The organism is Deltaproteobacteria bacterium, from assembly GCA_013151235.1.
Taxonomy (GTDB): Bacteria; CG2-30-53-67; CG2-30-53-67; order CG2-30-53-67; family CG2-30-53-67; genus JAADIO01.
Window position 1 is genome coordinate 1 of record JAADIO010000022.1, and the last position, 23,108, is coordinate 23,108.

Here is a 23,108-nt window from a genome sequence, read left to right on the forward strand (position 1 = left end):
TCGTCCCGATATTGACGTGGGGCTTCGTCCGCTCATATTTTGCCTTTGCCATCGGTCTTCCTCCTTATTCAAATCAAACCGTTCAAACCGTTTAAACGGCTTGAACTATCTTAATGGTTATGGAGCCCACGACCGGGATCGAACCGGTGAACCTCATCCTTACCAAGGATGCGCTCTACCGACTGAGCTACGTGGGCCGGAAAAGTCAGAAACCGGAAATCCGGAATTGGAAATTCATCTAAAAGATCTCCTGTTGCCGATGCCTTCCGGAGCCAGCGTTCTCCTGTTCGCTGTTTCCCAAACACCCCATTTCCAAATTCCATTTTCTGATTCCCAATGACTGTCTGCTATCTGGAGCGGGAGACGGGATTCGAACCCGCGACCCTCAGCTTGGAAGGCTGACGCTCTAGCCAACTGAGCTACTCCCGCAATTCATTGTGAAAACGGTTCAAATATTTTTGACCCGTTTTCACAATGAATAATGGTGGGGAGGGGAGGATTCGAACCTCCGTAGGCTTCGCCGACAGATTTACAGTCTGTTCCCTTTGGCCGCTCGGGAACCTCCCCGACGATCATTTAGAAATTGGAAATCAGGAATTAAGAAGATAGCGGAACCTTTTCTTAACTGCGAATTTGTCTCTCCGCATTTATCAGACGAATGTCCCGTCTCACAGGTTTCTAATTTCTATTTTCCAGTTTCCAATCACCCGATTACCTGGAGCCGATGGCCGGAATTGAACCGACAACCTACTGATTACAAATCAGTTGCTCTACCGGGTTGAGCTACATCGGCAATCGACACTTGCCTTACGTGGCCCTCTTCATATTACGGCAGGTTGCAATCCGATCGCAGCAGGCGGTCGGATCACCCCGGCATTTCGGTGCCGCAACGCTGCCTCCTTTGAAAACATGCCTCCCTTGGAGACAATTTCTCAAAGTAAATTGGTAAAATAGACTAATTCAAGTTCGATTTCAAGGAAAAAATCAAAGAATACTCATTTTTTTTCCAGCCGGTTCCGGCACACCTCATAGAGCATCAATCCCGCCGCAACAGAGAGATTCAACGATTCGACTCCCGCTTCCATCGGGATTGAGACCACCCGGTCACAGACATCGAGAACCAGCCTGCGCACCCCTCGTTCCCCGCCAACCACCAGCGCCACGGGCCCGGAAAGATCGACATCACGGTAGCACTCCTGCCCGGCCGCGCCCGTTCCGATCACCCAAACCCCCTGTTTTTTAAGGACTTCAATCGTTCGAACAAGATTGGTAACCCTCGTCACGGCGAGCCGTTCCAGGGCGCCGGCCGATCGTTTGAAGGCCACACCACCCAGGGGAGCCGCCCCTTTTTTCGGCACGATCAGACCGTGCACACCCGCGGCCACGGCCGTCCGGGCCACGGCACCCAAATTCCCGGGATCTTCCACGCTGTCCAGAATCAGAAAAAAAGGGTCTTCCCCTTTCCGGGCAGGGAGTGCAAGCAGATCTTCCAGAGGAAGTGTCGTCTTTTCACCACAGCGGGCGATCACCCCTTGGTGTATCCCTCCGGGGACAAGACGATCGAGACGAGTCCGTTCTTCGTAATGGAGTTTCAGGGAGCGTCGGCGCGCCTCCTCCCCGATCCGCCGGATCTTCGGGTTTCTCGACCCCTTCCGGATCCAGACCTCTTCAATGGCCCGATCCGGCAAGCAATTCTTCCACGGGATGAATCCCGAAGATATATTCCACCATTTACCGTTCCCACTCCCAGTCCGTTGTCCCGTCGGGCCGATCCTTCAGCCGAACCCCCCGGGCCGCCAACTCATCCCGAATCCGGTCCGCAGCCGCCCAGTCCCTGTTCTTCCGGGCCGCAAGACGCTCTTCGATCATCGTCTCGATCCGGTGGGAGGATTCGTCGGCGTTCCCTTTCAGAACGGATTCGGGCGCCTCCCGGAAGAGGCCGAGTACCGCGCCGATCTTTTCCATGTTTTCCCGGAAGTTGCGGAGCAAAGGCATCAGGGCCGTACCCTGTAAAGAAGTGAGGTCCTGCACGGCCCCGTTCAGCACCCGGACCACTTCGAAGAGATTTCCCAGGGCTTTGGCCGTATTAAAATCGTCGTCCATGGCCTCCTCGAACCGGGGGAACATCGCCTCCACCTCCCGGCGCACCTCGGCTGTACCGTCGTCCCTTTCTGCCGTGCATTCCTTCCCCCCATCGGCCAGAAGGCGATCCACGGTCTGAAGCAAATTATAGATCCGGCGGCGGGCCCGATCGGCATCCTGGAGGTTCCGGTCGGAAAAATCGATCGGGCTCCGGTAGTGGGTGGTCAGCAGGAAGAGGCGGACCGCCTCGGGATTGAACTTCTCCAGAACCTCCTTGATCGTGAAGAAGTTCCCTAACGATTTCGACATCTTCTCCTGGTCGATATTGACAAAACCGTTATGGAGCCAGTAGCGGACAAAGGGTTTCCCCGTGGCCGCCTCGCTTTGGGCGATTTCGTTCTCGTGGTGGGGAAAAATCAGGTCCTTGCCGCCGCCGTGAATGTCGATCGACTCCCCGAGGTGGGCCTGGCTCATGGCCGAACATTCGATATGCCAACCGGGGCGGCCCGGCCCCCAGGGACTCTCCCAGGCGGGCTCCCCCTCCTTCGAGGCCTTCCAGAGGACAAAATCGAGGGGACTTCTCTTTTTCTCGTCCACCTCGACACGGGCACCGGCCTGGAGTTCGTCGAGTTTCCGCTTCGAAAGTTTCCCGTAGGCAGGAAGGGTTGCAACCTCGAAGAGGACATCGCCCCCGGCCTCGTAAGCATGTCCCTTCTCCACCAGCTTCTTCACCAGATCAATGATCTCCTTGATATGCTCCGTTGCCTTCGGCTCGATGTCGGCCCGTTCCACTCCCAGGGCCGCCATATCCTTCCGGTACTCTTCAATATACCGCTCGGCGATCTCTCCGGCGGCAACCCCTTCCTCGTTGGATCGTTTAATGATCTTATCGTCCACGTCGGTAAAGTTGCGGACATAGGTCACGGAAAACCCACGGTAGGCCAGATAACGGCGGATCATGTCGAAGACCACCGCCCCCCGGGCATGGCCGATATGGCTGTGATCGTAGACCGTAACACCACAGGCGTACATCTTCACTTCCCCGGGATGGATCGGCCGGAACTCCTCCTTGCCGTCGGTCAGGGTATTATAGACGCGGAGCATCTTTTTCTTCCTCCGTTACGATGATCGCCCCCACGGCGCAGACACCAAGACAGGCGCCACATTCGATGCAGGCATCAAGGACCCGGAAGACCTCCCCCTCCTCGATGGCATCAACGGGACAGGTGGCCTGACAGGCACCGCAACCGACGCATTCCGTGGTGATGATAAAAGACATAACAAGTTTACGGCTTCACAAAAAATCCATCCACTGCGTTGATCAGGTTTTGAGTTCGCTACGGCACACAAGCCAGAACGCCTCTCTCGTCGTCAAAACCTTCGCGCCTTGTATCCGGATACTGTTTACTTCGCCGTTCATGAGATCCGCAAAATTTACTTTCAAAAAATTCCAACATATGATAATGATTGAAAAAATAATATAACATCCTGAAAATCCGGAAGGCAAGGATTAAAAATGCAACTGTTCCTGAACACCTTATTCGTCGGTTTCGGCGGCTTTTTCGGTGCCATCCTCCGCTATCTCGCGAGCGCCTGGATCGGTCAGCGCTGGGGCAGAGCCTTCCCCCTCGGAACCTTCTTCGTTAATGTGGCCGGCTGCTTCCTCATCGGCCTGCTCATGACCCTGTTCGCGGAGAGGGTCATGGCCAGTCCGCAACTCCGGTTCTTCCTGACCGTCGGATTCTTAGGCGCTTTTACGACCTTCTCTACATTCGAATACGAAACGGGGGCGCTTCTCTTCGACGGAGAGTTTATACTGGCCTCGCTGAATGTCTTCCTGAGCCTGATCATCGGCTTCGGCGCCCTCAAGTTAGGCGAATCACTGGCACGGAAACTTTAAGCATGGAGAAATTATGGTTAAAAAAGGTCCGGCAAAGAAACTGACCATCTACGTGGATGAATCGGACAGTCATGGCAACAAACCGGTCCACGAAGCGGTGGTCGACATTCTTCACCGAAAGAAGGTAGCCGGCGTGAGCGTCTTCCGTGGATCGGCAGGCTTCGGAAGCAAGGGGGTCTATCATTCGTCCAAGATGCTCACCCTTTCCGGGGATATGCCGGTCAAGATCGAGGTCGTCGATTCGGAGGAGATGATCAACCGGGTTCTCCCGGACATCTACCAGATCGTTGAAAAAGGTCTCGTCGAAATCAGCGACACGGAAGTAATCAAGTGCTGCAAAAACGCCCAGGAAAGCAACGAGGAGGTAAAAAAACGAATGAAACTTCAAGGCAAGGCGAAGATGCTTCGTGTCATCATCCGGGAGGACCATAAATGGGAGGGGGAACCCCTCTACGAAGCGATCGTGAAACGGTTCATCATGATGGACATCGCCGGCGCCACCGTCTACAAGGCATTCGCAGGCTACGGCCCGCACAAACGCTACCACAAGATCCGGTTTCTCTCCCGCGGGAAGGAGATGCCTGTTCTGATCACCATCATCGATACCGAGGAAACCATCCGGAAGGTCCTTCCCGTCCTGGATGACATGGTCTCCGAAGGAATTGTCGTCCTATCCGACGTGGACGTCATTAAATACACCCACGGTGCGGGCGATCCCGAAATGATTTGAAGACCGTCATCAACAAAGAAACTCCGGGGTAAAACTCATGCACTCCTACCGGAAAGAACGGCCTGATCTCGCTCCCTATGCGGCAAGAAGTGAGCGGTCCCGGGGACGACGTTATCAGGAATCGTTCAAGGACAACCGGACCGCCTTTCAGCGCGACCGGGACCGGATCATCCACTGCGCTGCCTTCCGTCGTCTTGAATACAAAACGCAGGTATTCGTCAACCATGAAGGGGACTACTACCGAACCCGGCTGACCCATTCCCTTGAGGTGGCCCAGATCGCACGGGGCACGGCCCGCGCCCTCGGGCTGAATGAAGAACTGGCCGAGGCAATTGCCCTCTCGCACGACCTTGGGCACACCCCCTTCGGCCATTCGGGCGAGCATGTCCTGAACGACTTGATGAAAGAGCACGGCGGGTTCGAACACAACCGGCAGAGCCTCCGGATTGTGGAAGAGCTGGAGGAGCGATACCCGGACTTTTCCGGTCTGAACCTTACCTACGAGACGCGGGAAGGAATCATCAAGCACTCCACCTATCACGACAACCCCTCCATTACGGAGATGCAGGATTATCATCCCGGCGTGGTCCCGACGCTTGAAGCCCAGATCATCAACCTCGCGGACGAGATCGCCTACAACAATCACGATATCGATGACGGACTGACCTCGGGTATGCTGGACCGGAAGGAACTCCGGGACGCCGTCCCCCTCGTCGAACGTGTTTTCACAAAGATCGAGAGGCAATGGCCGCAAATCGACGAAACCCGAAAAAAATATCAGGCCATCAGCCATCTCATCGGATTTCTCATCAATGATCTGGTGGAGCATTCAACGGCCCTTCTGAAGGAACACGACATCCGCTCCCTGGAAGATATGCGGGAGAAGAACGTGATGATTATCTCCTTCAGCCCGGAAACCCACAGAGAGAACACGGAATTGAAACGGTTCCTCTATCACAACCTCTATACGCACTATCGTGTCGAGCGGATGCGAATCAAAGGAAAAATGGTCCTCACCTCCCTGTTTGAGACTTACATGGAGAATCCCACCCTTCTGCCGAAAAAATACTACCGCATGATGGAGAAGGCGGGAAAACAACGGATCATCGCCGATTACATCGCAGGAATGACCGACCGCTACGCCCTGGACGAATACAAGAAGCTCTTTGAACCTTTTGAACGGACGTAAGTCCAGGGCTCGGGAATCAGGAATCGGGGAACCGTTATTCTTTCATCACCACGGTTTAGACAATCGCGATCATCTGCCGCGGATACACTTCAAAGAATCATGCCATGTCAGTCGTAAAGATCATCACCGAATCTTCCCGGCCCGGAAAACGCCGGAGAATCCTCAATGGCATCCTGCCCTATGTACGGTCGAACCGATGTTCCGAACTCCTGATTCTCGTCCCGTCAAACCGGATGGTTGAAGAAATCCGGGAGGCCCTGCTGCAACAGGAATCGGTACCGGGGTTTCTCGGGCTCCGGCTCATGACCTTTCTGGACCTTGCCCGGGACATATTTCAAAACGGTTCTTTTCCCGGTCGGATCGGCAGTACTCCGGCCCGGCAGTGGCGGCTTCATTCCATCCTCTCCACCCTGCCCCCCCTGAAACCGTTCGGGGAGATCCGGGAAACACGGGGAATGCTTTCTCTGACCACGGATTTTATCCGTACGCTCAAGGAAGCGGGAATCCCCCCGGAAGAATTTGAAGCATCTCCGCCCGTCCGGGACAATCCGCATCTACGGGCCTTGGGGGAAATCTACCGGAAATACGAAAAATACCGGACGGCACAAGGAATCCTGGACCGGGAGGACCTCCTCCGCCTGGCGGCGGAGGGGATCCGGAAAGCGCCCTCCCGATCTTTCACATCTCTCCGTGAGATCATCGTAACCGGGTTTTATGACTTTACACCTCTTCAAGCAGGGTTTCTCTCCGCCCTCTCCACCCTTTCGGATTTGAAAGAACTTTCCATTTTTCTGGACGCCCCGCTCTCCTCCCCGGTCACCGTGAGGAGCCTGAAGCGGTTGCAACATTTTCTTCCCGGAGCGGAGATCCGTTCTTCCCAGAGAAAAGAGGAAACCCCGGCGAAGGCCCTGCACCACTTGCAGCAATGCCTTTCGACCCCGGCGGTAAAACCCGAACCGGTCCCCGGTGATGAGAGCATCGAGCTCCTGGAGGTACCCGGAAGGTATCGCGAAGTGGAGGAGATGGCCCGAAGGATCCGGGAACTTCACAAAAAACATGGACTTTCCTTCCATGATATGGCGGTCGTCTTCCGGAACCTCAGCGACTACCGGGAAAAGGTCCGGGAGATCTTCCGCTCTTTCGGAATTCCCCATCAACTGACTTCGGGCCTGCCCCTCAGGAACAATCCTCTGATCAGGACCGTAACGGCACTGCTGGAATGTCCCCGTTCCGGATACCGTCGCGACGCAGTCTTTCGTCTATTGGCTTCTTCCTATCTCCGTTTCGAACCTCTTGAACGGAGCACGATCACACCGGAACGGATCGACACCCTTGCGCGGGAGGCCATGATTCAGGGGGGGCGCGATGAATGGAAGATGCGCCTCAAGTCACGGCTGGATCTACTCACGACCCGAGAACAGTACCTGCAGGAAAGCTACGGAACCGACCGGGACGAAAAAGGACACAAGGAGAGGATCGACCGGTGCCGTTCGAAAATCAAGGATTACAGGAAATGCATGGATGTGCTGGAGAGCTTCTTTGACCTCTTTGCCGATCTTCCGTCGGAAGCCACGATCCCGGAATTCATCGAACAGCTGGAGCATCTCCGGAACACCTTTCACCTGAAAGAACAGATCTACGAAAGAGACGATCTCGATCTGGTTCACCGGGACCAGACCGCCTTCCGAGAGTGGCAGGAACTTCTCGAACAGCTCTCCCGGGAACAGATGGGGTTACAGAGGGTCTCTCTTGCCGACTTCGTCCGGCTCCTCTCTCTCACGCTGGCGGAAAAGAACTACTCCCCCGACCCTCCGCAAGAAGATGCCGTCCTGGTGACGGACGCACTCGGCATCCGGGGGCTTTCCAGACCGGCGGTTCTGATCGGAGGATTGGTGGAAGGAATCTTTCCGCGGAACCATTCCCCAAGTCCCCTTTTCAGCGAATCCGACCGGCAACGGCTCAACAAGCATTTCGGCCCCAACCGATGGATCCCCCTGCGCTCCCAGCAGCGGGAGGAAGAGGACCTCTTTTTCCGTTTTGCCGTCGGCGCCGCCGAACATTTCCTGATCCTCTCCCGTCCGAGGACCGACGGGGAAGGACACCCCCTCCTCCCCTCCAGCTACCTCGACATCCTCGGTGCCCTTTTCTCCCAAAGGATCAAGGTCACTTGCCGCTACTTGAACGATCCTTTACCCTCGGAAGACCCTCTCACGAACGAAAAGCCGCTATACCGTCCCGGCGAACTGCTCGAGTATACCTTCCGGGCCCTCTCCCGTCCCGTCACGGAGGAACCGGATTTTCCCTCCCTCCTGAAGCTCCTTCTCCGGGAGCGGTGGGAGACCTGTCGTTCCCTCTGCCACGGCCTTACAGTGCAACAGGCTCGCAAAGAAGTAAACGGAAGCTATCTGGGACATCTCGGCCCCGACGCAGCCCGCGGAATCCGGCAGGGAGAAGGAAATTACTCCGTCACGGCCCTGGAACGATACGCCGCCTGTCCCTTTCAATACTTCTGTGAACGGGAACTCAAACTTCGCCCCGTGGAGGAAGTGGAGGAAGAGGTGGGAGCCCTTGATCTGGGAAGTCTCTATCACCGGATCCTGGAACGTTTTTTCCGTGAGATGGAGGGGCCGGTCACGAAATCCGCCCTTGCCGCCGCCCGAAAGAGGCTGGACCGGATCGAGAAAGAAGAACTGGCCCGGGTGGAAAAAGGGGGAATCCCCGGCCACCGGAAAATCTGGGAGATTCGGCAGACAGAGATCCGGGATGTCCTGGACCGTTTTCTTCTGGATGAAATAGAGGCCTTTGAATCAACGGGAGAAATCCCCTCCCATTTCGAAGTAACTTTCGGGATGAAGGATGTCTCCCGGAGAGATCCCCTCTCCTCGCCGGATCCGCTGATCCTTCCTTCGGAATCGGGCGAAATCCGGATGGAGGGAAAGATCGACCGGATTGATCTGAAGGACGGGGAACCGCCGCACTTTTCCATCCTCGACTACAAGACGGGCGGCAGTAAACCGCCGGGGCCATCGGGAATCGAAAAGGGGGAAACCCTCCAACTCCCGGTCTATGCCGCGTGGGCGCTGGGGGCCTTCGCCGACGGCCGGGAACTCGGTCATGCCTCCTTTGTCCTGCTCCGCAAAGGGAGCAGGAAATGCCTGATCAATCCGGCCGGGCAAGGCCGGCAGGAGTGGAAAGAAATCTCCGAACGGTATGTCCGAAACTATGTCGAAGAGATCCGGCATGGACGCTTCCCCCCGGGAGAGAAAAACTGTCCCCCTTACTGTCGATACGGAGAGATCTGCCGGAAAGGTGAAAAGGGTCGGCCATGATCCAGTGGATGAAATTACACGAAGTCGTCCTGCTTTGGATGGGCTTTGTGTCGATCCTCACCTTCGCGGGAACCCTCTTTACGATCCCGCTGCTGCTTGTCCGGATTCCGGAAGACTATTTTACCCGCACCGCCGGACCGCACAACCGTCGGCAATATCGTCATCCGGCAATCAGGATCTTCGTACTCGTGATCAAGAATCTCCTGGGAATTCTCTTCATTGCGGGGGGAATCGCCATGCTCTTTCTCCCGGGCCAGGGGATCCTGACGATCCTCATCGGAATCATTCTGACGAATTTCCCTGGAAAACCGGCCCTGGAACGGTGGCTGATCCGTCACAGCGCCGTCTATCATCCCGTGAACCGGCTTCGTAGATGGGCACATCACCCACCCCTGCAGATCCCCCATCGGGATAAAAAATAGCCTCCCGCCGGAATGTTACGGCGAGATCAATCCTCTCTTTCTCCCTCCTTTCATGAATTCTTCTAAACTTCCTCCCTCTTTCTGCCGATATGAGAGATAACGATCTTCACATTTTCAGCACATCACGGATCATCATTTCAGGAAGGTAAGACAATGCCAATGGTTGCCGCGGGAAACGACCTGTGTAAAAGATTGCAGAAAAACTTCAGGTTTTTCAGTACTCTCCGGGAGGAAGAGGTGGAAGATTTTATGGAGTTTTGTGATTACCGGAAAAAACCTGCGGGAACAATGATCTGGCGGGAGGGAGATGAAGACAACTCGGCGGCATTCATCGTATCCGGACGGTTGGGAATCAAGAAGAAGACCGAATTCGAGGGAAAGCACGTCATCGTCGGGACCTATGGACAGGGTTCCGTCGTGGGGGAACTCTGTCTGTTAACCGATAACGCCCGATCCGTCAGTGCGGAAATTATCGAACCGGCGGAGATCGTGATTCTCTCCAACCGGAATTTTGAGAAACTCCTTTCCAAACACCCCATGCTGGGACTGAAGCTTCTCAAACACATTTTTCTCACCACCAGCGCCAGACTTCGGCGAACCTACGATCGGATCGCTTCAATCTTCTGAAAGCCTTCCCTGACTCGGGCCGACTCGAGAACCGTCCGGTCATGCTCTGCGATCAGGACGGCACCGGCCGACTGAACCCACAATAGAACCGACAAGAAAAACAGTAATCGGTGAGTGCAAGATCTATCTTCTTCCGCACCTGATAGATAAAACCGCGCCGGAAATAACCGTCGGGGGCGTCCGGTCTCAGCTTGATCATCTTCTCTGCGCTGATATGGCCCCCGCTGTATCACCGGTCATCCGGGCGGTCTCTTCCTGCACGAGATAGGCCGCGAAAAAATCCGGATGTTTCTTGATCAACTTATTCACCAGTTCCCGGGCATTAGCATACTTCTTTGCCTTGAGGTAATAACCGGCAAGGGCCATCCTCGTCTTGACAATCTCCGGCTTGAGCTGCAAGGCCTTTTTTAATGACTCCTCTCCCAAGAGCGGCTCGTTGTTGAACAGGTGCGCTAGGCCCACCCGCAGGTAGAGATCAGGATCGTCAGACCGGTCCTTCAGTACGACACAATACTCGTCGATCGCCGCACCGGGGCCCTTCCGCTTCATATCAAGGTGCGCCTTCTTCAGCGAGGCATCAATCCGGTGGGCAATGAGCAGAATCTCGCCGATCGCAATCTGGGCGTCAAGGCGGTCGGGATCGAGTTCCACCGTCTTCAGCAGGCTTCCGTAGGCCTGCCAGGGTTGCTGCAGTTTGAGATATGTCAGGGCCATCTGATAATAGCCCTCCGCGTATTTCGGGTCAATCTGGAGGACATTCTTGAACTCAATCAGGACCTCCTTGTATTTCTCTTCGCTATAGTATTTTTTACTCCGATTGAGATAGTTCGTTTTTTTCTTTGATGGTTCCGCAGGCAACGGACAGGATCAGTCAAACGAAAATCAGGAGGAGGAACGGAGAAAAGGGCATCCTTCGACGTGACATGAGCACCTCTCTCTTACGGGATTGATGTTCTTCCGTCCCCCCTCTGGACGAACCGGGAGCCGGAGAAGATAGATGAGAGGCAAACTCCATCCGAAGCAACAACTAAGAGGACTTCCGTTCCAGCCGATTCATGGCCGCCATGAGGAAACCGAGCATGAAAAAAGCACCGGGGGGGAGGATCATCAAAAGCATCGGGAGATATCCCTTCCCGAAGAGGGCAACCCCTAAGAGCGATCCGTTCCCCAAAACTTCCCGGATACTTCCAAGCAGTGTAAGGGAGAGAGTAAAACCGGCCCCCATCCCGAGACCATCCAGGATGGAATAGAAAACACCATATTGAGAAGCGAAGGCCTCCGCCCGCCCCAGGATGATACAGTTCACAACAATCAGGGGAATAAAGAGCCCCAAAGATTTATGAAGATCGTGGGCAAAGGCATTCATCATGAGATCTACAACCGTCACGAAGGAGGCAATCAGGATGATGAATGCAGGAATCCGGACGCCCCGCGGGATGACCTTCCTCAGAAGGGAGACGGCCGCGTTGGAACAGACCAGGACCGCAAGGGTGGCCGCCCCCATACCGAATCCATTGACTGCGCTCGTCGTCACCGCCAACGTCGGGCACATCCCGAGGACCAGTCGAAAGGTCGGATTCTCTTTCCAGAGACCCTTGGTAAATTCGTGTATCGCTTTCATTAGATCAATTCTCCCGGAATTCCCTCTTATAGAACTCCAGCCCTTTCTTCACGGCTTTGACCACCGCCCGGGGAGAGATGGTGGCACCGGTAATCTGATCAATCTCTCCGCCGTCCCGTTTGACCTTGAGGTTGTTCTTCAGGGATTTCCCGATCAGCCCCCCGGGTCCGCTTCCCCGGCCGGGCCAGGTCTTAACACTTGAGATTTTGGCCCCCAATCCGGGCGTCTCGGAAAGACTGATGATCTCGATCCCCGTGATCACCCCTTTCGGGTTCACCCCCATCATGATCTCGATGGGACCGCCGTAGCCGTCGGGTGCCACAACCAGGAAGGCCCGGCCCACAACGTTGCCGTCCTTCTTTCCGATATAAACCCTCCGTACAATATCGTTTCCCTTTCCGTCCTTGCCGATGATCTTATCGACAAATTCGGCATCGGCCTTGTTGTTGTACGGAGGTAAAACAGCCTTGATGGCCCGGCGGACCTCCTCCGCCTTGGCCTCGGCAATCGGTCCCTTCGTCACATCATAGACCTTTGCCAGAATCCCGGCGGACAGGATACAGAAGAGTCCCAGGACGATCACTAATTTCAGAGTATCACGCATCGCACCATCCGATTCCCGATTTCAATTTCCCAATTCCTGTTTTCCGGTTCCCGATTTCGAATCGCTATTTACAAATTTGATGAAGTCGTAAAAAGTCCGTTCGACCCTTCGACACGCTCAGGGCGAACGGTGTAAGTCATTGATATTCCGTTCGTGTGGTTCGGCCGGCTTCCGAGCATGGTGAGCTTGCCGAACCACATGCTCGGAAGCCTGTCGAACCATGAACGGAATCCGAAAACGACTTTTTACGACACCATCAAATTTCTGATTCCTAATTTCTAATTCCCGTTCCCCCGCGTTCCGAAGGTCCCCGGTTTCACCCATCGGTCGATCAGCGGGGTTGCGGCATTCATCAGGAGAATCGCAAAGGAGACTCCTTCCGGATAGCCGCCCCAGAAACGGATCGTCATCGTGATCAGGCCGCACCCCACGCCGAAGACCAGCATCCCCCGGTGGGTCACCGGGCTGGTAACCAGGTCGGTGGCCATGAAGAAAGCGCCGAGGATCAGTCCGCCCGTGACCAGATGAAACTGCGGCGGAGCATAACGGTTCGGATCGATGCCGTGAAAGAGCGCCGCAATCACCAGAACCGTCCCTAAAAAGCTGAAAGGAATATGCCATGTGATCACCCGTTTCGCAATCAGGTAGAGCCCCCCGATGATCAGGGCCAGGGCCGAGATCTCACCTAAACTCCCGCCGACATGCCCCAGGAAGGGATCGATGAGGGAGAGATGAGCGATTCCGGAAAGGTCATGATGGAGAAGAATGGACTCCTTCATTCTTCCTAATGGCGTGGCCCCCGTTACGGTGTCGACCCCCCGCTGGAAAAAGGGCTGCGCCTTCGGCCAGGTCGTCATCTGGACGGGCCAGGAGATCAGGAGGACCACACGGGCGACAAGAGCCGGGTTGAACAGGTTGTACCCCAGCCCCCCGTAGAGCTGTTTTCCGATGATAATGGCGACACCGCTTCCGACGACGCAGAGCCACCAGGGGGCGCCGGCCGGCAGATTCATGGCCAGCAAAATTCCCGTCAGGGCGGCACTCAGATCACCAACCGTCACGGTACGATGCATGATCCGTTGCAGGAGTACCTCAAACCCGATCGCCGTAACGGTCGTAATCAGGAGGACCCGGAGGGCATCAAAACCGAAAAAATAGAGCCCGACGAGCAGGCCCGGTACCAGCGCCAGGATCACATTGTGCATCAACAGAGGGATCGACTCCCCGCTTGCAATATGGGGAGAAGAGGAAAGGACCAGCGGCTCCGCAGCGGCCTCTTCCTTTTTCTTGACCGGCGCCTTATTCCCTTTCTCATTCGGCGCCGGTTTCGACGTTGTCTCTTTTTTTTCTTCCGCCATAATCCCTGTGACCGATCCTTACGTACCCGGTTTGTTGTTGTCAGGCATTCTTACTCGCAATTTTACTCTTAATCCTAACCAGATGATCTTAAAAATGGATTAAGGTTACGATGAAGATTAAGAGCAATCCCCTGCTCCCCTGTCCCTAAGATTTTCCCCCGTGCTCCCCGTGGTCAATGCTTTTGATCTTGCCTTTGCCCCTCTGTGCCTCTGCCCCTTTGCCCCTCTGCCTGTTACTTCTTCTTCCGGGCCATCACCTCGGCCTTGCCGAACCGGATCAGGTGCACCAGCGGCCGGGCGGCCGGGCAAATAAAGGCACAGGAGCCGCACTCGATACAGTCGAGGATCCGGTTCCCTTCCAGTTCGTCCATGACGCCCGCCTCCACGTAGACACCCAACAGACTCGGGTTGATCCGCATGGGACAGGCTTCCACACATTTTCCACACCGAATGCAGGGGCGGGAATCTTTCAGTTTCAGGTCTTCCTCCCGGAAGACCAGGATCCCCGAAGTACCCTTGATCACCGGGACTTCCAGTGAGTACTGGGTCATTCCCATCATGGGGCCGCCGGAGATGACCTTCCCTCTTTTGCCTTTAAACCCGCCGCAGTAGTCGATCAGCTCCGAGAAGGGGGTCCCGATCCGGACCCGGAGGTTCTTCGGATCCCGGATGCCCGGGCCGGTAACGGTCGTCACCCGTTCAATGAGCGGCATCCCGTCATGAACAGCACAGTAGATGGCAGACGCAGTTCCCACGTTCTGGACCACCACCCCCACATCCATAGGCAGCCCACCCGAAGGGACTTCCCGGTTCAGGATGGCCTTGATCAACTGCTTCTCCGCCCCCTGCGGATATTTCACCTTGAGGGGAACCACCTCAATCCCCGGAAGGGATACAGCCTCCCGGGACATCACCTCGATGGCATCCGGCTTATTCCGTTCGATTCCGACAACCCCTCGCGAGACCCCCAGAACTTTCATGAGAATCGAAAGACCGCCGAGGATCTTCTCCGGCGCCTCCAGCATGAGACGGTGATCGGCCGTCAGGAACGGTTCGCATTCCACGCCATTCACGATGACCGTATCAATCGATTTCTCGGCCGGCGGGGAGAGCTTCACATGGGTCGGGAAGGTCGCCCCGCCCATGCCGACGATCCCCGCGTCCCGGATCTTTGTCTTCAATTCCCCGGGAGAAAGAGAAAGAAAATCCTCACATCCCGAAAGGCCGTCGAATTTCCGGTCTTCCCCGTCGGAGTCGATCACAACGGAAGGAACATCCCGCCCGATTGCGTGCGGCATGGGTGCCACGGCGGTCACGATCCCGGAGATGGAGGCATGGACCGGCGCCGAGACAAACCCCTTTGCACCGCCGATCGGCTGCCCAGCGGAAACGGTTTCTTTTACCTTGACCAGAGCTTCACAGGGAGCTCCGATATGCTGCTGCAGGGGGATGACAACCCGCTTCGGCAGCGGAAGATTTTCGATCGTTTTCCGTTCCGTATAGTGTTTTTCTTCGGGAGGGTGAATCCCCCCTGCCGGAAAGGTAAGTGTCTTCAAATTATCTACCTTGAAAAATTATTTTTCTCCGGACTGCCGCCCCCGGACTTGAATAATCTCCTGCAGTTCATGCATGAAATCTTCGATATCCTTGAAGGAACGATAGACCGAGGCAAACCGGACGTAGGCAACATCATCGGTCTGATGGAGAAGGGACATGATCTCCTCGCCGATCTCCCCGCTTGCAATCTCCTTTTCCATCCGCTCCTGGAACTTCCGCTCGATCTTGTCCACCATCGACTCGATGGTGTCCATACTGACCCCCCGTTTCTGACAGGCCTTGACGATCCCGTCCCGGATCTTCTTCCGGTCGAAAGGTTCCCGGCGGTTGTCTTTCTTGATCACCATCGGAAGGATTTCTTCCACCCGCTCGTGGGTGGTGAAACGGCGTTCGCACTGCAGGCATTCCCGACGTCGACGGATGACATCTCCTTCGCGCCGCAGGCGCGAATCGACGACCTTGTTCTCTTTGTGACCGCAGAACGGACATTTCACGGGAGCCTCCTCAAGGGACTTCCCCCACTTCCGAATCGTGCCATTGGATCAACTCCACACCGGCTTCCGCCAGCATCTCACGGGAGAGTAAATCCGGATAATCACCTTCGTAATAAATCCTGCGAATCCCTGCATTGATAATCATCTTCGAGCAGATCATACAGGGAAGATTGGTACAGTACAGATCGGCGCCTTCGATACTGATCCCATGCTTGGCGGCCTGAATGATGGCGTTCTGTTCCGCATGGAGGGCCCGGCAGAGTTCGTGCCGCTCACCGGAGGGGACATTCATCTGTTCCCGGAGACAGCCGATTTCAAGGCAATGACGAGTCCCCGAAGGGGATCCATTGTAACCGGTCGTCAGGATATTCTTATCCTTGACGATCACCGCACCGATATGACGGCGCAGGCAGGTGGAACGGCTCTTCACCATATGGGTGATGTCCATGAAATATTCTTCCCAGGAGGGACGCTTCATATTCCTGAGGGCTCCGGTAAAGAGATGATCCTTCATTCCGCCAGCCGGTCGGTATAGACGGGGAAATTTTCGTTCAATTGCGCCACCTCCTGACGCACCGACCGGACAACCTCCTCCGAATCGATATTCTGCAAAACCCGATCAATAAAATCGACAATCCTGCGGGCCTCCTCCTCCTTCATTCCCCGGGTCGTAATAATCGGCGTCCCGATCCGGATACCGCTGGTGATGGTCGGCGGCGCCGTATCGAAGGGAATTACATTCTTGTTCAGCGTAATTCCGGCACGATCCAACGCCTTTTCGGCCCGGTCACCGGAAATCCCCGTCTCACTGAGATCAACCAGCATAAGATGGTTGTCGGTCCCCCCGGAGACAATTCTGTACCCCCGATCCTGCAGCTCCTCCGACATGGTCCGGGCATTCTTGATGACCTGCGCCTGGTACTCCCTGAAGGTCGGCAGCATCGCCTCTTTCAGGGCCACGGCCTTTCCCGCGATGGTGTGCATGAGAGGCCCTCCCTGCATGCCGGGAAAAATCGTATGATCCAGAGCCCGACCGAATTTCTCCTTGCAGAAAATCATCCCCCCCCGGGGGCCGCGCAGGGTCTTATGCGTCGTCGTCGTTACGAAATCGGCAAGCGGCGTGGGGTTGGGATGGAGCCCCACCGCGATGAGGCCTGCAATGTGGGCGATATCCACCATGAGATAAGCGCCGACCTCGTCGGCAATACTGCGAAAAGCATCAAAATCTATCGTCCGGGAATAGGCCGATGCGCCGGCAACAATCATCTGCGGACGAAGCGTCCGGGCCGTCTCCCGGACCTCGTCGTAATCGATCCGTCCGGTTTCACGGGAGACCCCGTAGGAATGGGACCCATAGAGTTTGCCTGAAATGTTCACGGAGGCTCCGTGGCTCAGATGCCCCCCGTGAGAGAGCGACATCCCCAGGATCTTATCCCCCGGTTCGAGTACGGTCAGATAAACCGCCAGGTTGGCCGAGGTCCCGGAGTGCGGCTGGACATTCACATGCTCGGCACCGAAGATCTTCTTCGCCCGGTCGATCGCCAACTGTTCCACACGGTCCACGTTCTCGCAGCCGCCGTAGTAGCGATGCCCCGGATACCCCTCAGCGTACTTGTTCGTCATCACCGACCCCTGCACATCGAGGACCGCTTGACTGACGTAGTTCTCCGACGCGATCAGAACAATCTGTTCATTTTCCCGGAGGGCCTCATCCCGCAGGGCATCCGCCACTTCCGGATCCAATTCTCTTAACAATCCAAGACCTTCTCTTTCGTCACTTCGACTCAAAACCACAGATCTTTTCGACACGCCGGGCATGCCGCCCGCCTTCGAAATCCGTTTCCACCCAGACCCGGACCATCTCCTCGGCCAGACCGCTTCCGATCACCCGCTCGCCCATGGTCAGAATGTTGGCATTGTTATGCTCCCGGGAAAGCCGGGCGGTAAAAATATTGTGGCAGAGGGCTGCACGAACACCGGGAAACTTGTTGGCGGCAATCGACATCCCGATCCCGGTGCCGCAGATCAGGATCCCCCGGTCAAAGACCCCTTCCGATACCCCCTGTGCCACCTTTTCGGCATAATCGGGATAGTCCACGGATGCCGCATCACTACAGCCGAAATCGGTCACGTCATGACCGAGTCCCGTCAGGATCTTGCAAATCTGATTCTTCAGCAAATACCCGCCGTGATCCGCTCCCAGGGCGATTCTCATCCCCATTTCCTTCCCGGACCGCATGCGGTCCTCCGTGGTTACAAAAACTTGTGCATCATACTGAATTCCGGTTTCCCGGTCAAGAAAAATCCCGGTTTTTGCTTGGGATATCAGGGAAGGAGTTGCGGAGCGGAAGGCCGCTGCAAACGCTTCGGTACCCACCAATCCTCAAAATTGTACCAGATCCCCGCCTTTTCCTGCCGGATGCCGTGGAATTTCACATTGACAATCGGCAGGGCATCCGGGACATAGAGAAAGCAGTAAGGCTGGTCTTCGGCAAGGATGGCGTGAATCTTCCGGTAGATTTCCTGTCGCTTCTTCCGGTCAAAGGTCTTCCGTCCGAGGACTAAAAGCCGGTCGACCTCCGGATTCCTGTAGGAGACGAAGTTATACTGGCTGGGTCCGGTCTGGGAGGAATGCCACATAATATAATTGTCCGGATCGACCCCGATCGACCAGCCGAGGAGGATCGCTTCGAAGTTCCGTTTGTCGACAAACTGGTTGATGAAGGCCTGCCATTCAACAACCTTGATCTTCACTGCGATTCCGACCTTCCTGAGATTCTGCTGGATGATCTCCGCCGCCTGCTTGCGTTCATCGTTCCCCTGGTTGGTAATGATCGTAAATTGAAACGGTTGTCCGTCACGGTCGAGGATCCCATCACCGTCGGTATCGACCCATCCGGCATCGGCCAACATCCTCCGGGCCTTTTCAGGATCATAGGGATATCGCCGTGCTTTCGGATTGTAGGCCCAGTAGTGGGGAGGATAAGGACCCGTCGCAACGGAACCGAGGCCGAGCCGGACCCCTTTGATGATATCCTCCTTGTTGATGGCATAGGCGAGGGCCTGACGCACCTTCTTCTCGGAAAATTTCGGATCCCTCAGATTGTAGCCGAGATAGGTATAACCGTTTGCGGGATAACGGAACTTCCGGAAATTCTCCCGAAAGAAGGCGGTCTTCGTCTGGCGCTGATACTGCAGGGGGGTGAGTCCCATGGAATCCACCCCTTTCGCTTTCAGTTCAAGGAAGATCGTCGCCGGGTCGGGAATGATCCGGTAGATATATTCGTCGATATTCGGACGTCCCTTGAAGTAGTCATCATTGGCCGTGAGGACGATCTTCTGGCCGGTCAGCCATTCCTTGAACTTGTAGGGGCCGGTCCCCACGGGATGGCGGTTGAAGCGGTCGGTATTGATGTCTTTTCCAGCGAGGAGGTGTTTCGGAATGATCCCGATGCTCCAACTCTCCAGGGCCGGTGCAAAGGGTTCCTTGTAGGTCACCCGAAAGGTCAGGGGATCGAGGACCTCGGCCTTGGCCACCCGTTCATAGTCGGCGCCATAAGGGGTCGCAACGTTGGGATCGATCAGTTTTTGATAGGTGAAGAGGACATCATCAGCCGTAAAGGGAACCCCGTCCTGCCAGCGGACATTGGGACGGAGATGAAAGGTGATGACCAGGCCGTCATCGGAAACGTCCCACGACTCGGCCAGGTCCCCCTCGAAGTGGAGATCCTTGTCGTACTTGATCAGACCGTTAAAAACCTGCCCGTTGATATCACCGGAGGCACTGTCATTGGCAATGACCGGGTTGAGCCGTTTGGCATCGCCGATCGAGGCCACAATGATCGTCCCACCCGTCACCGGATTCTCATCCTGTGCTGCGGAGGCACTCTTCTTTGGAACATCGTCCCGGGAGGAACAACCGGAGAATGCCAGAAGGAGAAGCAGACAACCGACCAACAGTTTTGAACGAACGATATCTGTCCGCCGAAGCAAGGGATCACTCCTTTCCGACGCCGCAGGAAGACCTCCGGCAGTCTCCCCACCGGAGAGTGCTGATGAGCGGATTACTTCCCGGTCGGTACGGATTTTGCCGGGGCCGGAGGAGTCGAAGCAGGCGGTGCACTTGCAGGGTTCGACCCTTTCGATACCGGCGGCAGGGACTGGTTCAGTCCGCCGGGCAACACGGGGAGTTTGGGAACCCTCTGTTCCGTTCGGATGGGAACCTTATCGACAACGGAGGGAGCAACCTTTCCGCTCGAAAAGTAGGCCAGACTCAGGGAGGTCACCATGAAGATGGCCGCCGCCCAGGCAGTCAGTTTCCCTAAAAAATCGGTGGGACCGGCGCTTCCGAAAACCGTCTGACTCGCCCCTCCGAAGGCGGCGCCCATCTCCGCCCCCTTGCCTCCCTGGAGCAGAACGATGATGATCAGAATGATACAGACGATGACATGTACAACTACGAGCAATGGGACCATGAATTTGACTCCTTTCAATCATCTATTGATCGTAGATTATTATCACAAATCGGGGGGAAGATACAAGATAGAAAACGGGAAAATAGAAATCAGGCCCCGGAATCGGAAAACAAAAACCGGAACTGCCGCCGACAAAGAGAGGGGAACTGAACCGTCACCGGGAACCTTCCGGCAGGATCTACCGATTGGCCGTCACCGCCAGAACCAGGAACCCGTGCCGGTAAGGCGGACCGCCGAGGATCACCGTCCCGTGATCCTCAATCCGCAAACGGGTCGTCAGAATCGAGGATTCGCCTTGATTGATTCTGACACGGAGCAGGATTTTCCCCTTCGAGAAACGCTCAGGCGTTACTTCCATCACCCGCCCGCCGGGCACCTGCAGCCGACCGGTTTCCCCCCGCTCCACGGCAAGCCCTTGACTGTCCAGGAGTTGGAAGGAGATATAATTCAAGGCCAGCAAATCCTTTTTCAAGGCAAGGAGACGGGGGTCGAATCCCTCATCCGAATTGGAGGCAAGAATGACCTGTACGTCAATATGAAAAACCCCGGCATCGGCCGGAACCACCGCAGCCCCCCACATCAGGATCAGAGCGACCCCGAAGAAGATCCCCCCGTACCGTTTCATGTTCCACCCCATTTCCCAGGCGCCTCCTCAGAAAATGTATCAATTGCTTGGAAGAATAACGGCCCCGCCTCTCCCGGCAGGGAATGGATCACATTGTGTCATACATCCCGATTTCCTGTGACCCAGATGACCGTCATATCGGATCCGTGGGTCTTGAAAAGGAGGATCGTCCGGTCCCCGCTTTCGACATCCTCGACAATACAGTCATTTACCGAGCTTGTTTTTATCACAGTCGGCGCCGGTTTGTAAACGACAAAGAAAACCGCCGATACGAGCAGGACCGTCACCGTCAGGGTGAGAGTCACGGGCCGGAACCGGAGGATGGGAGTCCAAAACCTCGTTCTCTCCGGCCCCCTTGTGTCGCCCCCTTTCACGAACGGGATCTGCCGCATGATTCGTTCATGGAGGGAAGAAAGCGCCCCGTCCTCCACGGCCACCGCAGCGGAAAAGCCCTCCCGCAGCAGGTTCCGGACCGCCCGGATCCGGTCGACTTCCGCCCGGCAGACCGGGCAGGACTCCAGATGTTCCGCAATCCGTCCCGCTTTGCGCTTCGGGAGTTCCCCGTCCAGCCAGGCACCGAGAAGGTAATGGATCCCTTGACACTTATCCTTCACCGATCTCACCTTCTTTCAGATAGGGCCGCAGGATCTCCTGAAGCCTCTGCCGTGCATAATGGAGGCGCGACATGACCGTCCCCTTGCGGATCCCGAGCGAGGCTGCGATCTCCTCATAGGCAAGCCCCTCGATCTCCCGCAGAAGGATCACCGCCCGCTGTTGTTCCGGCAGCGACTGAACGGCATCGGTGATCACCCGCCCCAGCTCCTTCTTCTCCAGTTCCCGCCCCGGGTTGAAATACGAGGAGGGAGGAGTACGGATACTCTCTTCGTCGGAGGGGAGATAGGTATCGTCATATTCCACGTGCCGTTTCCGCCCTTCCTTCCGATAGTGGTCGATGACCCGATTGTAGGCGATACGGTACAACCAGGTATAAAAATCGCTCCCGCCCCGGAACCCCGGAAGGGAGCGATAGGCCTTTAAAAAGGTCTCCTGCGTCATATCGAGGGCATCTTCCCGGTTCCCCAACATCCCGTAGGTCAGGCCGTAGATCCTTTTGCGGTATCGTTCGACCAGCCGGGAGAAGGCCTCTTTGTCTCCCTTCCGGGACCGGCGTACCCACTCCAGCTCTTCCGGCACCGGGGCTCTCTTTCTTCTCATTAGACGATCCGATCCCTGAAATATTCTATTTCATGTCAGGGAGATGGAGTTTTGAGTTGCGTCGAAAGGATCAGGAAGGAGTGCCGGCAAGGACGATACCGACAAAGGATTCCACCGCCAGGCTGGCCCCACCCACCAGTGCTCCGTCAATATCAGTACATCCCAGCAGTTCCCGTGCATTGGAAGGTTTGACGCTTCCCCCGTAAAGAATCCGGATCCGTGCCGCCACCTCCGTATCGTAGAGTTCGGAAAGAAGATTCCGGACACGGGAATGGACCTCGTTCGCCTGCTCCGGCGTCGCCGTTTTCCCGGTTCCGATGGCCCAGATCGGTTCGTAAGCGATAACGATTCGGGAGATCTCCTGGTCGGAAATCCCCGCCAGACCTTGCCGGAGTTGATCCCCGACGACTTCCATGGTTTTCCCTTCCTCCCGTTCGGACAGGGATTCCCCGGCACAGAGGATCGGCATCAGGCCTGCGTCCAGGGCCGACCGCACCTTCCGGTTCACCGTCTCACTGGACTCGCCGAAGATCCCGCGCCGCTCCGAATGTCCCAGGATTACGTAACGGCATCCCGCGCTCCGGACCATCACCGGGGAGACCTCTCCGGTGAAGGCCCCTTCCTTTTCATAATGGAGATTCTGGGCCGCAAGAGCAATCCGGCTCCCCTTCAGTACCTGATGAACCGCCGTAAGGGCCGTGAAAGGGGGGGCCACAGCAACTTCAACCGCCTCGGCATCACCGACCTTCTCTTTCAGTCCCTCCACAAGCGCAACGGCCTCGGGAACGGTTTTGTGCATCTTCCAGTTCCCGGCAATCATGATTTTGCGCATCATTTTCCCTCCTCACGGATTGTCGGATTCGTATGGAAAAGGCTTTGC

The 23,108-nt window shown here is 56.0% G+C and carries 24 protein-coding genes and 4 tRNA genes; 6 read left to right on the forward strand and 22 right to left on the reverse strand.

Features of this window, described 5'->3' with window-relative positions:
• Window positions 1–120: 120 nt before the first annotated feature.
• From GXP58_03820 to GXP58_03850, 7 genes are all read right to left on the reverse strand, one after another.
• Window positions 121–197: transfer RNA gene (locus GXP58_03820), tRNA-Thr, on the reverse strand.
• A 155-nt stretch (window positions 198–352) separates the two neighbouring features.
• Window positions 353–429: transfer RNA gene (locus tag GXP58_03825), tRNA-Gly, on the reverse strand.
• A 53-nt stretch (window positions 430–482) separates the two neighbouring features.
• Window positions 483–567 (reverse strand) — tRNA-Tyr (locus GXP58_03830).
• A gap of 149 nt (window positions 568–716) precedes the next feature.
• Window positions 717–793, reverse strand: a tRNA-Thr gene (locus tag GXP58_03835).
• Window positions 794–995: 202 nt separating this feature from the next.
• Window positions 996–1,688, reverse strand: coding sequence for a 23S rRNA (guanosine(2251)-2'-O)-methyltransferase RlmB (rlmB, locus tag GXP58_03840; protein ID NOY52732.1), 693 nt, complete (start codon window positions 1,686–1,688; stop codon window positions 996–998).
• A gap of 43 nt (window positions 1,689–1,731) precedes the next feature.
• On the reverse strand, window positions 1,732–3,186 hold the full coding sequence (locus GXP58_03845) for a cysteine--tRNA ligase (protein ID NOY52733.1): 1,455 nt from the start codon (window positions 3,184–3,186) through the stop codon (window positions 1,732–1,734).
• Window positions 3,170–3,361 carry a 4Fe-4S dicluster domain-containing protein gene (locus tag GXP58_03850; protein ID NOY52734.1) on the reverse strand — a complete coding sequence of 64 codons (192 nt, stop codon included), beginning with the start codon at window positions 3,359–3,361 and terminating at the stop codon, window positions 3,170–3,172. The genes GXP58_03845 and GXP58_03850 overlap by 17 nt, the downstream gene beginning before the upstream one ends.
• A 237-nt stretch (window positions 3,362–3,598) precedes the next feature.
• Between GXP58_03850 and crcB the strand changes: the two genes are divergently transcribed.
• The 6 genes from crcB to GXP58_03880 all read left to right on the forward strand — a co-directional run bounded on the left by crcB (window position 3,599) and on the right by GXP58_03880 (window position 10,279).
• Entirely contained in the window at window positions 3,599–3,982 is a 384-nt protein-coding gene (gene crcB / locus GXP58_03855) for a fluoride efflux transporter CrcB (protein NOY52735.1), read from the forward strand.
• A gap of 13 nt (window positions 3,983–3,995) precedes the next feature.
• Window positions 3,996–4,712 carry a DUF190 domain-containing protein gene (locus GXP58_03860; protein NOY52736.1) on the forward strand — a complete coding sequence of 239 codons (717 nt, stop codon included), beginning with the start codon at window positions 3,996–3,998 and terminating at the stop codon, window positions 4,710–4,712.
• Window positions 4,713–4,749: 37 nt separating this feature from the next.
• Window positions 4,750–5,901, forward strand: coding sequence for a deoxyguanosinetriphosphate triphosphohydrolase (locus GXP58_03865; protein ID NOY52737.1), 1,152 nt, complete (start codon window positions 4,750–4,752; stop codon window positions 5,899–5,901).
• Window positions 5,902–6,005: 104 nt separating this feature from the next.
• Window positions 6,006–9,230 carry a hypothetical protein gene (locus tag GXP58_03870; protein NOY52738.1) on the forward strand — a complete coding sequence of 1,075 codons (3,225 nt, stop codon included), beginning with the start codon at window positions 6,006–6,008 and terminating at the stop codon, window positions 9,228–9,230.
• A gap of 8 nt (window positions 9,231–9,238) precedes the next feature.
• The gene (locus tag GXP58_03875) at window positions 9,239–9,652 is read left to right on the forward strand and encodes a hypothetical protein (GenBank protein NOY52739.1); all 414 of its coding nucleotides are present in this window, start codon (window positions 9,239–9,241) and stop codon (window positions 9,650–9,652) included.
• A 153-nt stretch (window positions 9,653–9,805) separates the two neighbouring features.
• Entirely contained in the window at window positions 9,806–10,279 is a 474-nt protein-coding gene (locus GXP58_03880; GenBank protein ID NOY52740.1) for a cyclic nucleotide-binding domain-containing protein, read from the forward strand.
• Window positions 10,280–10,474: 195 nt separating this feature from the next.
• Here the strand turns inward: GXP58_03880 and GXP58_03885 are convergent, their stop codons facing one another.
• The 15 genes from GXP58_03885 to GXP58_03955 all read right to left on the reverse strand — a co-directional run bounded on the left by GXP58_03885 (window position 10,475) and on the right by GXP58_03955 (window position 23,060).
• Complete coding sequence (locus tag GXP58_03885) at window positions 10,475–11,137, reverse strand: tetratricopeptide repeat protein (protein ID NOY52741.1); 663 nt, start codon at window positions 11,135–11,137, stop codon at window positions 10,475–10,477.
• Between the two features lie 169 nt (window positions 11,138–11,306).
• Window positions 11,307–11,900: an electron transport complex subunit E gene (locus GXP58_03890; GenBank protein ID NOY52742.1), complete on the reverse strand. Its 594-nt coding sequence runs from the start codon at window positions 11,898–11,900 to the stop codon at window positions 11,307–11,309.
• Window positions 11,901–11,904: 4 nt separating this feature from the next.
• Window positions 11,905–12,504, reverse strand: coding sequence for an RnfABCDGE type electron transport complex subunit G (locus GXP58_03895; GenBank protein NOY52743.1), 600 nt, complete (start codon window positions 12,502–12,504; stop codon window positions 11,905–11,907).
• Between the two features lie 278 nt (window positions 12,505–12,782).
• The gene (locus tag GXP58_03900) at window positions 12,783–13,862 is read right to left on the reverse strand and encodes an RnfABCDGE type electron transport complex subunit D (GenBank protein NOY52744.1); all 1,080 of its coding nucleotides are present in this window, start codon (window positions 13,860–13,862) and stop codon (window positions 12,783–12,785) included.
• Between the two features lie 233 nt (window positions 13,863–14,095).
• Window positions 14,096–15,418 carry an electron transport complex subunit RsxC gene (gene rsxC, locus GXP58_03905; protein ID NOY52745.1) on the reverse strand — a complete coding sequence of 441 codons (1,323 nt, stop codon included), beginning with the start codon at window positions 15,416–15,418 and terminating at the stop codon, window positions 14,096–14,098.
• Between the two features lie 18 nt (window positions 15,419–15,436).
• Complete coding sequence (gene nrdR / locus GXP58_03910) at window positions 15,437–15,913, reverse strand: transcriptional repressor NrdR (GenBank protein NOY52746.1); 477 nt, start codon at window positions 15,911–15,913, stop codon at window positions 15,437–15,439.
• 10 nt (window positions 15,914–15,923) lie between these two features.
• Complete coding sequence (locus GXP58_03915) at window positions 15,924–16,391, reverse strand: cytidine deaminase (GenBank protein ID NOY52747.1); 468 nt, start codon at window positions 16,389–16,391, stop codon at window positions 15,924–15,926.
• Window positions 16,392–16,423: 32 nt separating this feature from the next.
• The gene (locus GXP58_03920; protein NOY52748.1) at window positions 16,424–17,731 is read right to left on the reverse strand and encodes a serine hydroxymethyltransferase; all 1,308 of its coding nucleotides are present in this window, start codon (window positions 17,729–17,731) and stop codon (window positions 16,424–16,426) included.
• Window positions 17,688–18,128: a ribose 5-phosphate isomerase B gene (gene rpiB, locus GXP58_03925; GenBank protein NOY52749.1), complete on the reverse strand. Its 441-nt coding sequence runs from the start codon at window positions 18,126–18,128 to the stop codon at window positions 17,688–17,690. The genes GXP58_03920 and rpiB overlap by 44 nt, the downstream gene beginning before the upstream one ends.
• A gap of 110 nt (window positions 18,129–18,238) precedes the next feature.
• A complete protein-coding gene (locus GXP58_03930; protein NOY52750.1) occupies window positions 18,239–19,888 on the reverse strand; it encodes a peptide-binding protein in 1,650 nt (549 codons plus the stop codon).
• An 89-nt stretch (window positions 19,889–19,977) separates the two neighbouring features.
• Window positions 19,978–20,388, reverse strand: coding sequence for a preprotein translocase subunit SecG (gene secG, locus GXP58_03935; GenBank protein NOY52751.1), 411 nt, complete (start codon window positions 20,386–20,388; stop codon window positions 19,978–19,980).
• 178 nt (window positions 20,389–20,566) lie between these two features.
• Window positions 20,567–21,025, reverse strand: a complete 459-nt coding sequence (locus GXP58_03940; protein ID NOY52752.1) for a hypothetical protein — start codon at window positions 21,023–21,025, stop codon at window positions 20,567–20,569.
• A gap of 86 nt (window positions 21,026–21,111) precedes the next feature.
• Window positions 21,112–21,627: a hypothetical protein gene (locus GXP58_03945; GenBank protein NOY52753.1), complete on the reverse strand. Its 516-nt coding sequence runs from the start codon at window positions 21,625–21,627 to the stop codon at window positions 21,112–21,114.
• Complete coding sequence (locus tag GXP58_03950; GenBank protein NOY52754.1) at window positions 21,617–22,228, reverse strand: sigma-70 family RNA polymerase sigma factor; 612 nt, start codon at window positions 22,226–22,228, stop codon at window positions 21,617–21,619. The genes GXP58_03945 and GXP58_03950 overlap by 11 nt, the downstream gene beginning before the upstream one ends.
• Before the next feature lie 70 nt (window positions 22,229–22,298).
• Window positions 22,299–23,060: a triose-phosphate isomerase gene (locus tag GXP58_03955; protein ID NOY52755.1), complete on the reverse strand. Its 762-nt coding sequence runs from the start codon at window positions 23,058–23,060 to the stop codon at window positions 22,299–22,301.
• Between the last annotated feature and the right edge of the window lie 48 nt (window positions 23,061–23,108).

Bases quoted from the DNA above. Each gene is read 5' to 3' on its own strand.
- GXP58_03845 (NOY52733.1), bottom strand. From the start codon at position 3,186: ATGCTCCGCGTCTATAATACCCTGACCGACGGCAAGGAGGAGTTCCGG.
- GXP58_03850 (NOY52734.1), bottom strand. From the start codon at position 3,361: ATGTCTTTTATCATCACCACGGAATGCGTCGGTTGCGGTGCCTGTCAG.
- crcB (NOY52735.1), top strand. From the start codon at position 3,599: ATGCAACTGTTCCTGAACACCTTATTCGTCGGTTTCGGCGGCTTTTTC.
- GXP58_03860 (NOY52736.1), top strand. From the start codon at position 3,996: ATGGTTAAAAAAGGTCCGGCAAAGAAACTGACCATCTACGTGGATGAA.
- GXP58_03865 (NOY52737.1), top strand. From the start codon at position 4,750: ATGCACTCCTACCGGAAAGAACGGCCTGATCTCGCTCCCTATGCGGCA.
- GXP58_03870 (NOY52738.1), top strand. From the start codon at position 6,006: ATGTCAGTCGTAAAGATCATCACCGAATCTTCCCGGCCCGGAAAACGC.
- GXP58_03875 (NOY52739.1), top strand. From the start codon at position 9,239: ATGAAATTACACGAAGTCGTCCTGCTTTGGATGGGCTTTGTGTCGATC.
- GXP58_03880 (NOY52740.1), top strand. From the start codon at position 9,806: ATGCCAATGGTTGCCGCGGGAAACGACCTGTGTAAAAGATTGCAGAAA.
- GXP58_03890 (NOY52742.1), bottom strand. From the start codon at position 11,900: ATGAAAGCGATACACGAATTTACCAAGGGTCTCTGGAAAGAGAATCCG.
- GXP58_03895 (NOY52743.1), bottom strand. From the start codon at position 12,504: ATGCGTGATACTCTGAAATTAGTGATCGTCCTGGGACTCTTCTGTATC.
- GXP58_03900 (NOY52744.1), bottom strand. From the start codon at position 13,862: ATGGCGGAAGAAAAAAAAGAGACAACGTCGAAACCGGCGCCGAATGAG.
- GXP58_03915 (NOY52747.1), bottom strand. From the start codon at position 16,391: ATGAAGCGTCCCTCCTGGGAAGAATATTTCATGGACATCACCCATATG.
- GXP58_03920 (NOY52748.1), bottom strand. From the start codon at position 17,731: ATGCCCGGCGTGTCGAAAAGATCTGTGGTTTTGAGTCGAAGTGACGAA.
- rpiB (NOY52749.1), bottom strand. From the start codon at position 18,128: ATGAGAATCGCCCTGGGAGCGGATCACGGCGGGTATTTGCTGAAGAAT.
- secG (NOY52751.1), bottom strand. From the start codon at position 20,388: ATGGTCCCATTGCTCGTAGTTGTACATGTCATCGTCTGTATCATTCTG.
- GXP58_03940 (NOY52752.1), bottom strand. From the start codon at position 21,025: ATGGGGTGGAACATGAAACGGTACGGGGGGATCTTCTTCGGGGTCGCT.
- GXP58_03950 (NOY52754.1), bottom strand. From the start codon at position 22,228: ATGAGAAGAAAGAGAGCCCCGGTGCCGGAAGAGCTGGAGTGGGTACGC.
- GXP58_03955 (NOY52755.1), bottom strand. From the start codon at position 23,060: ATGCGCAAAATCATGATTGCCGGGAACTGGAAGATGCACAAAACCGTT.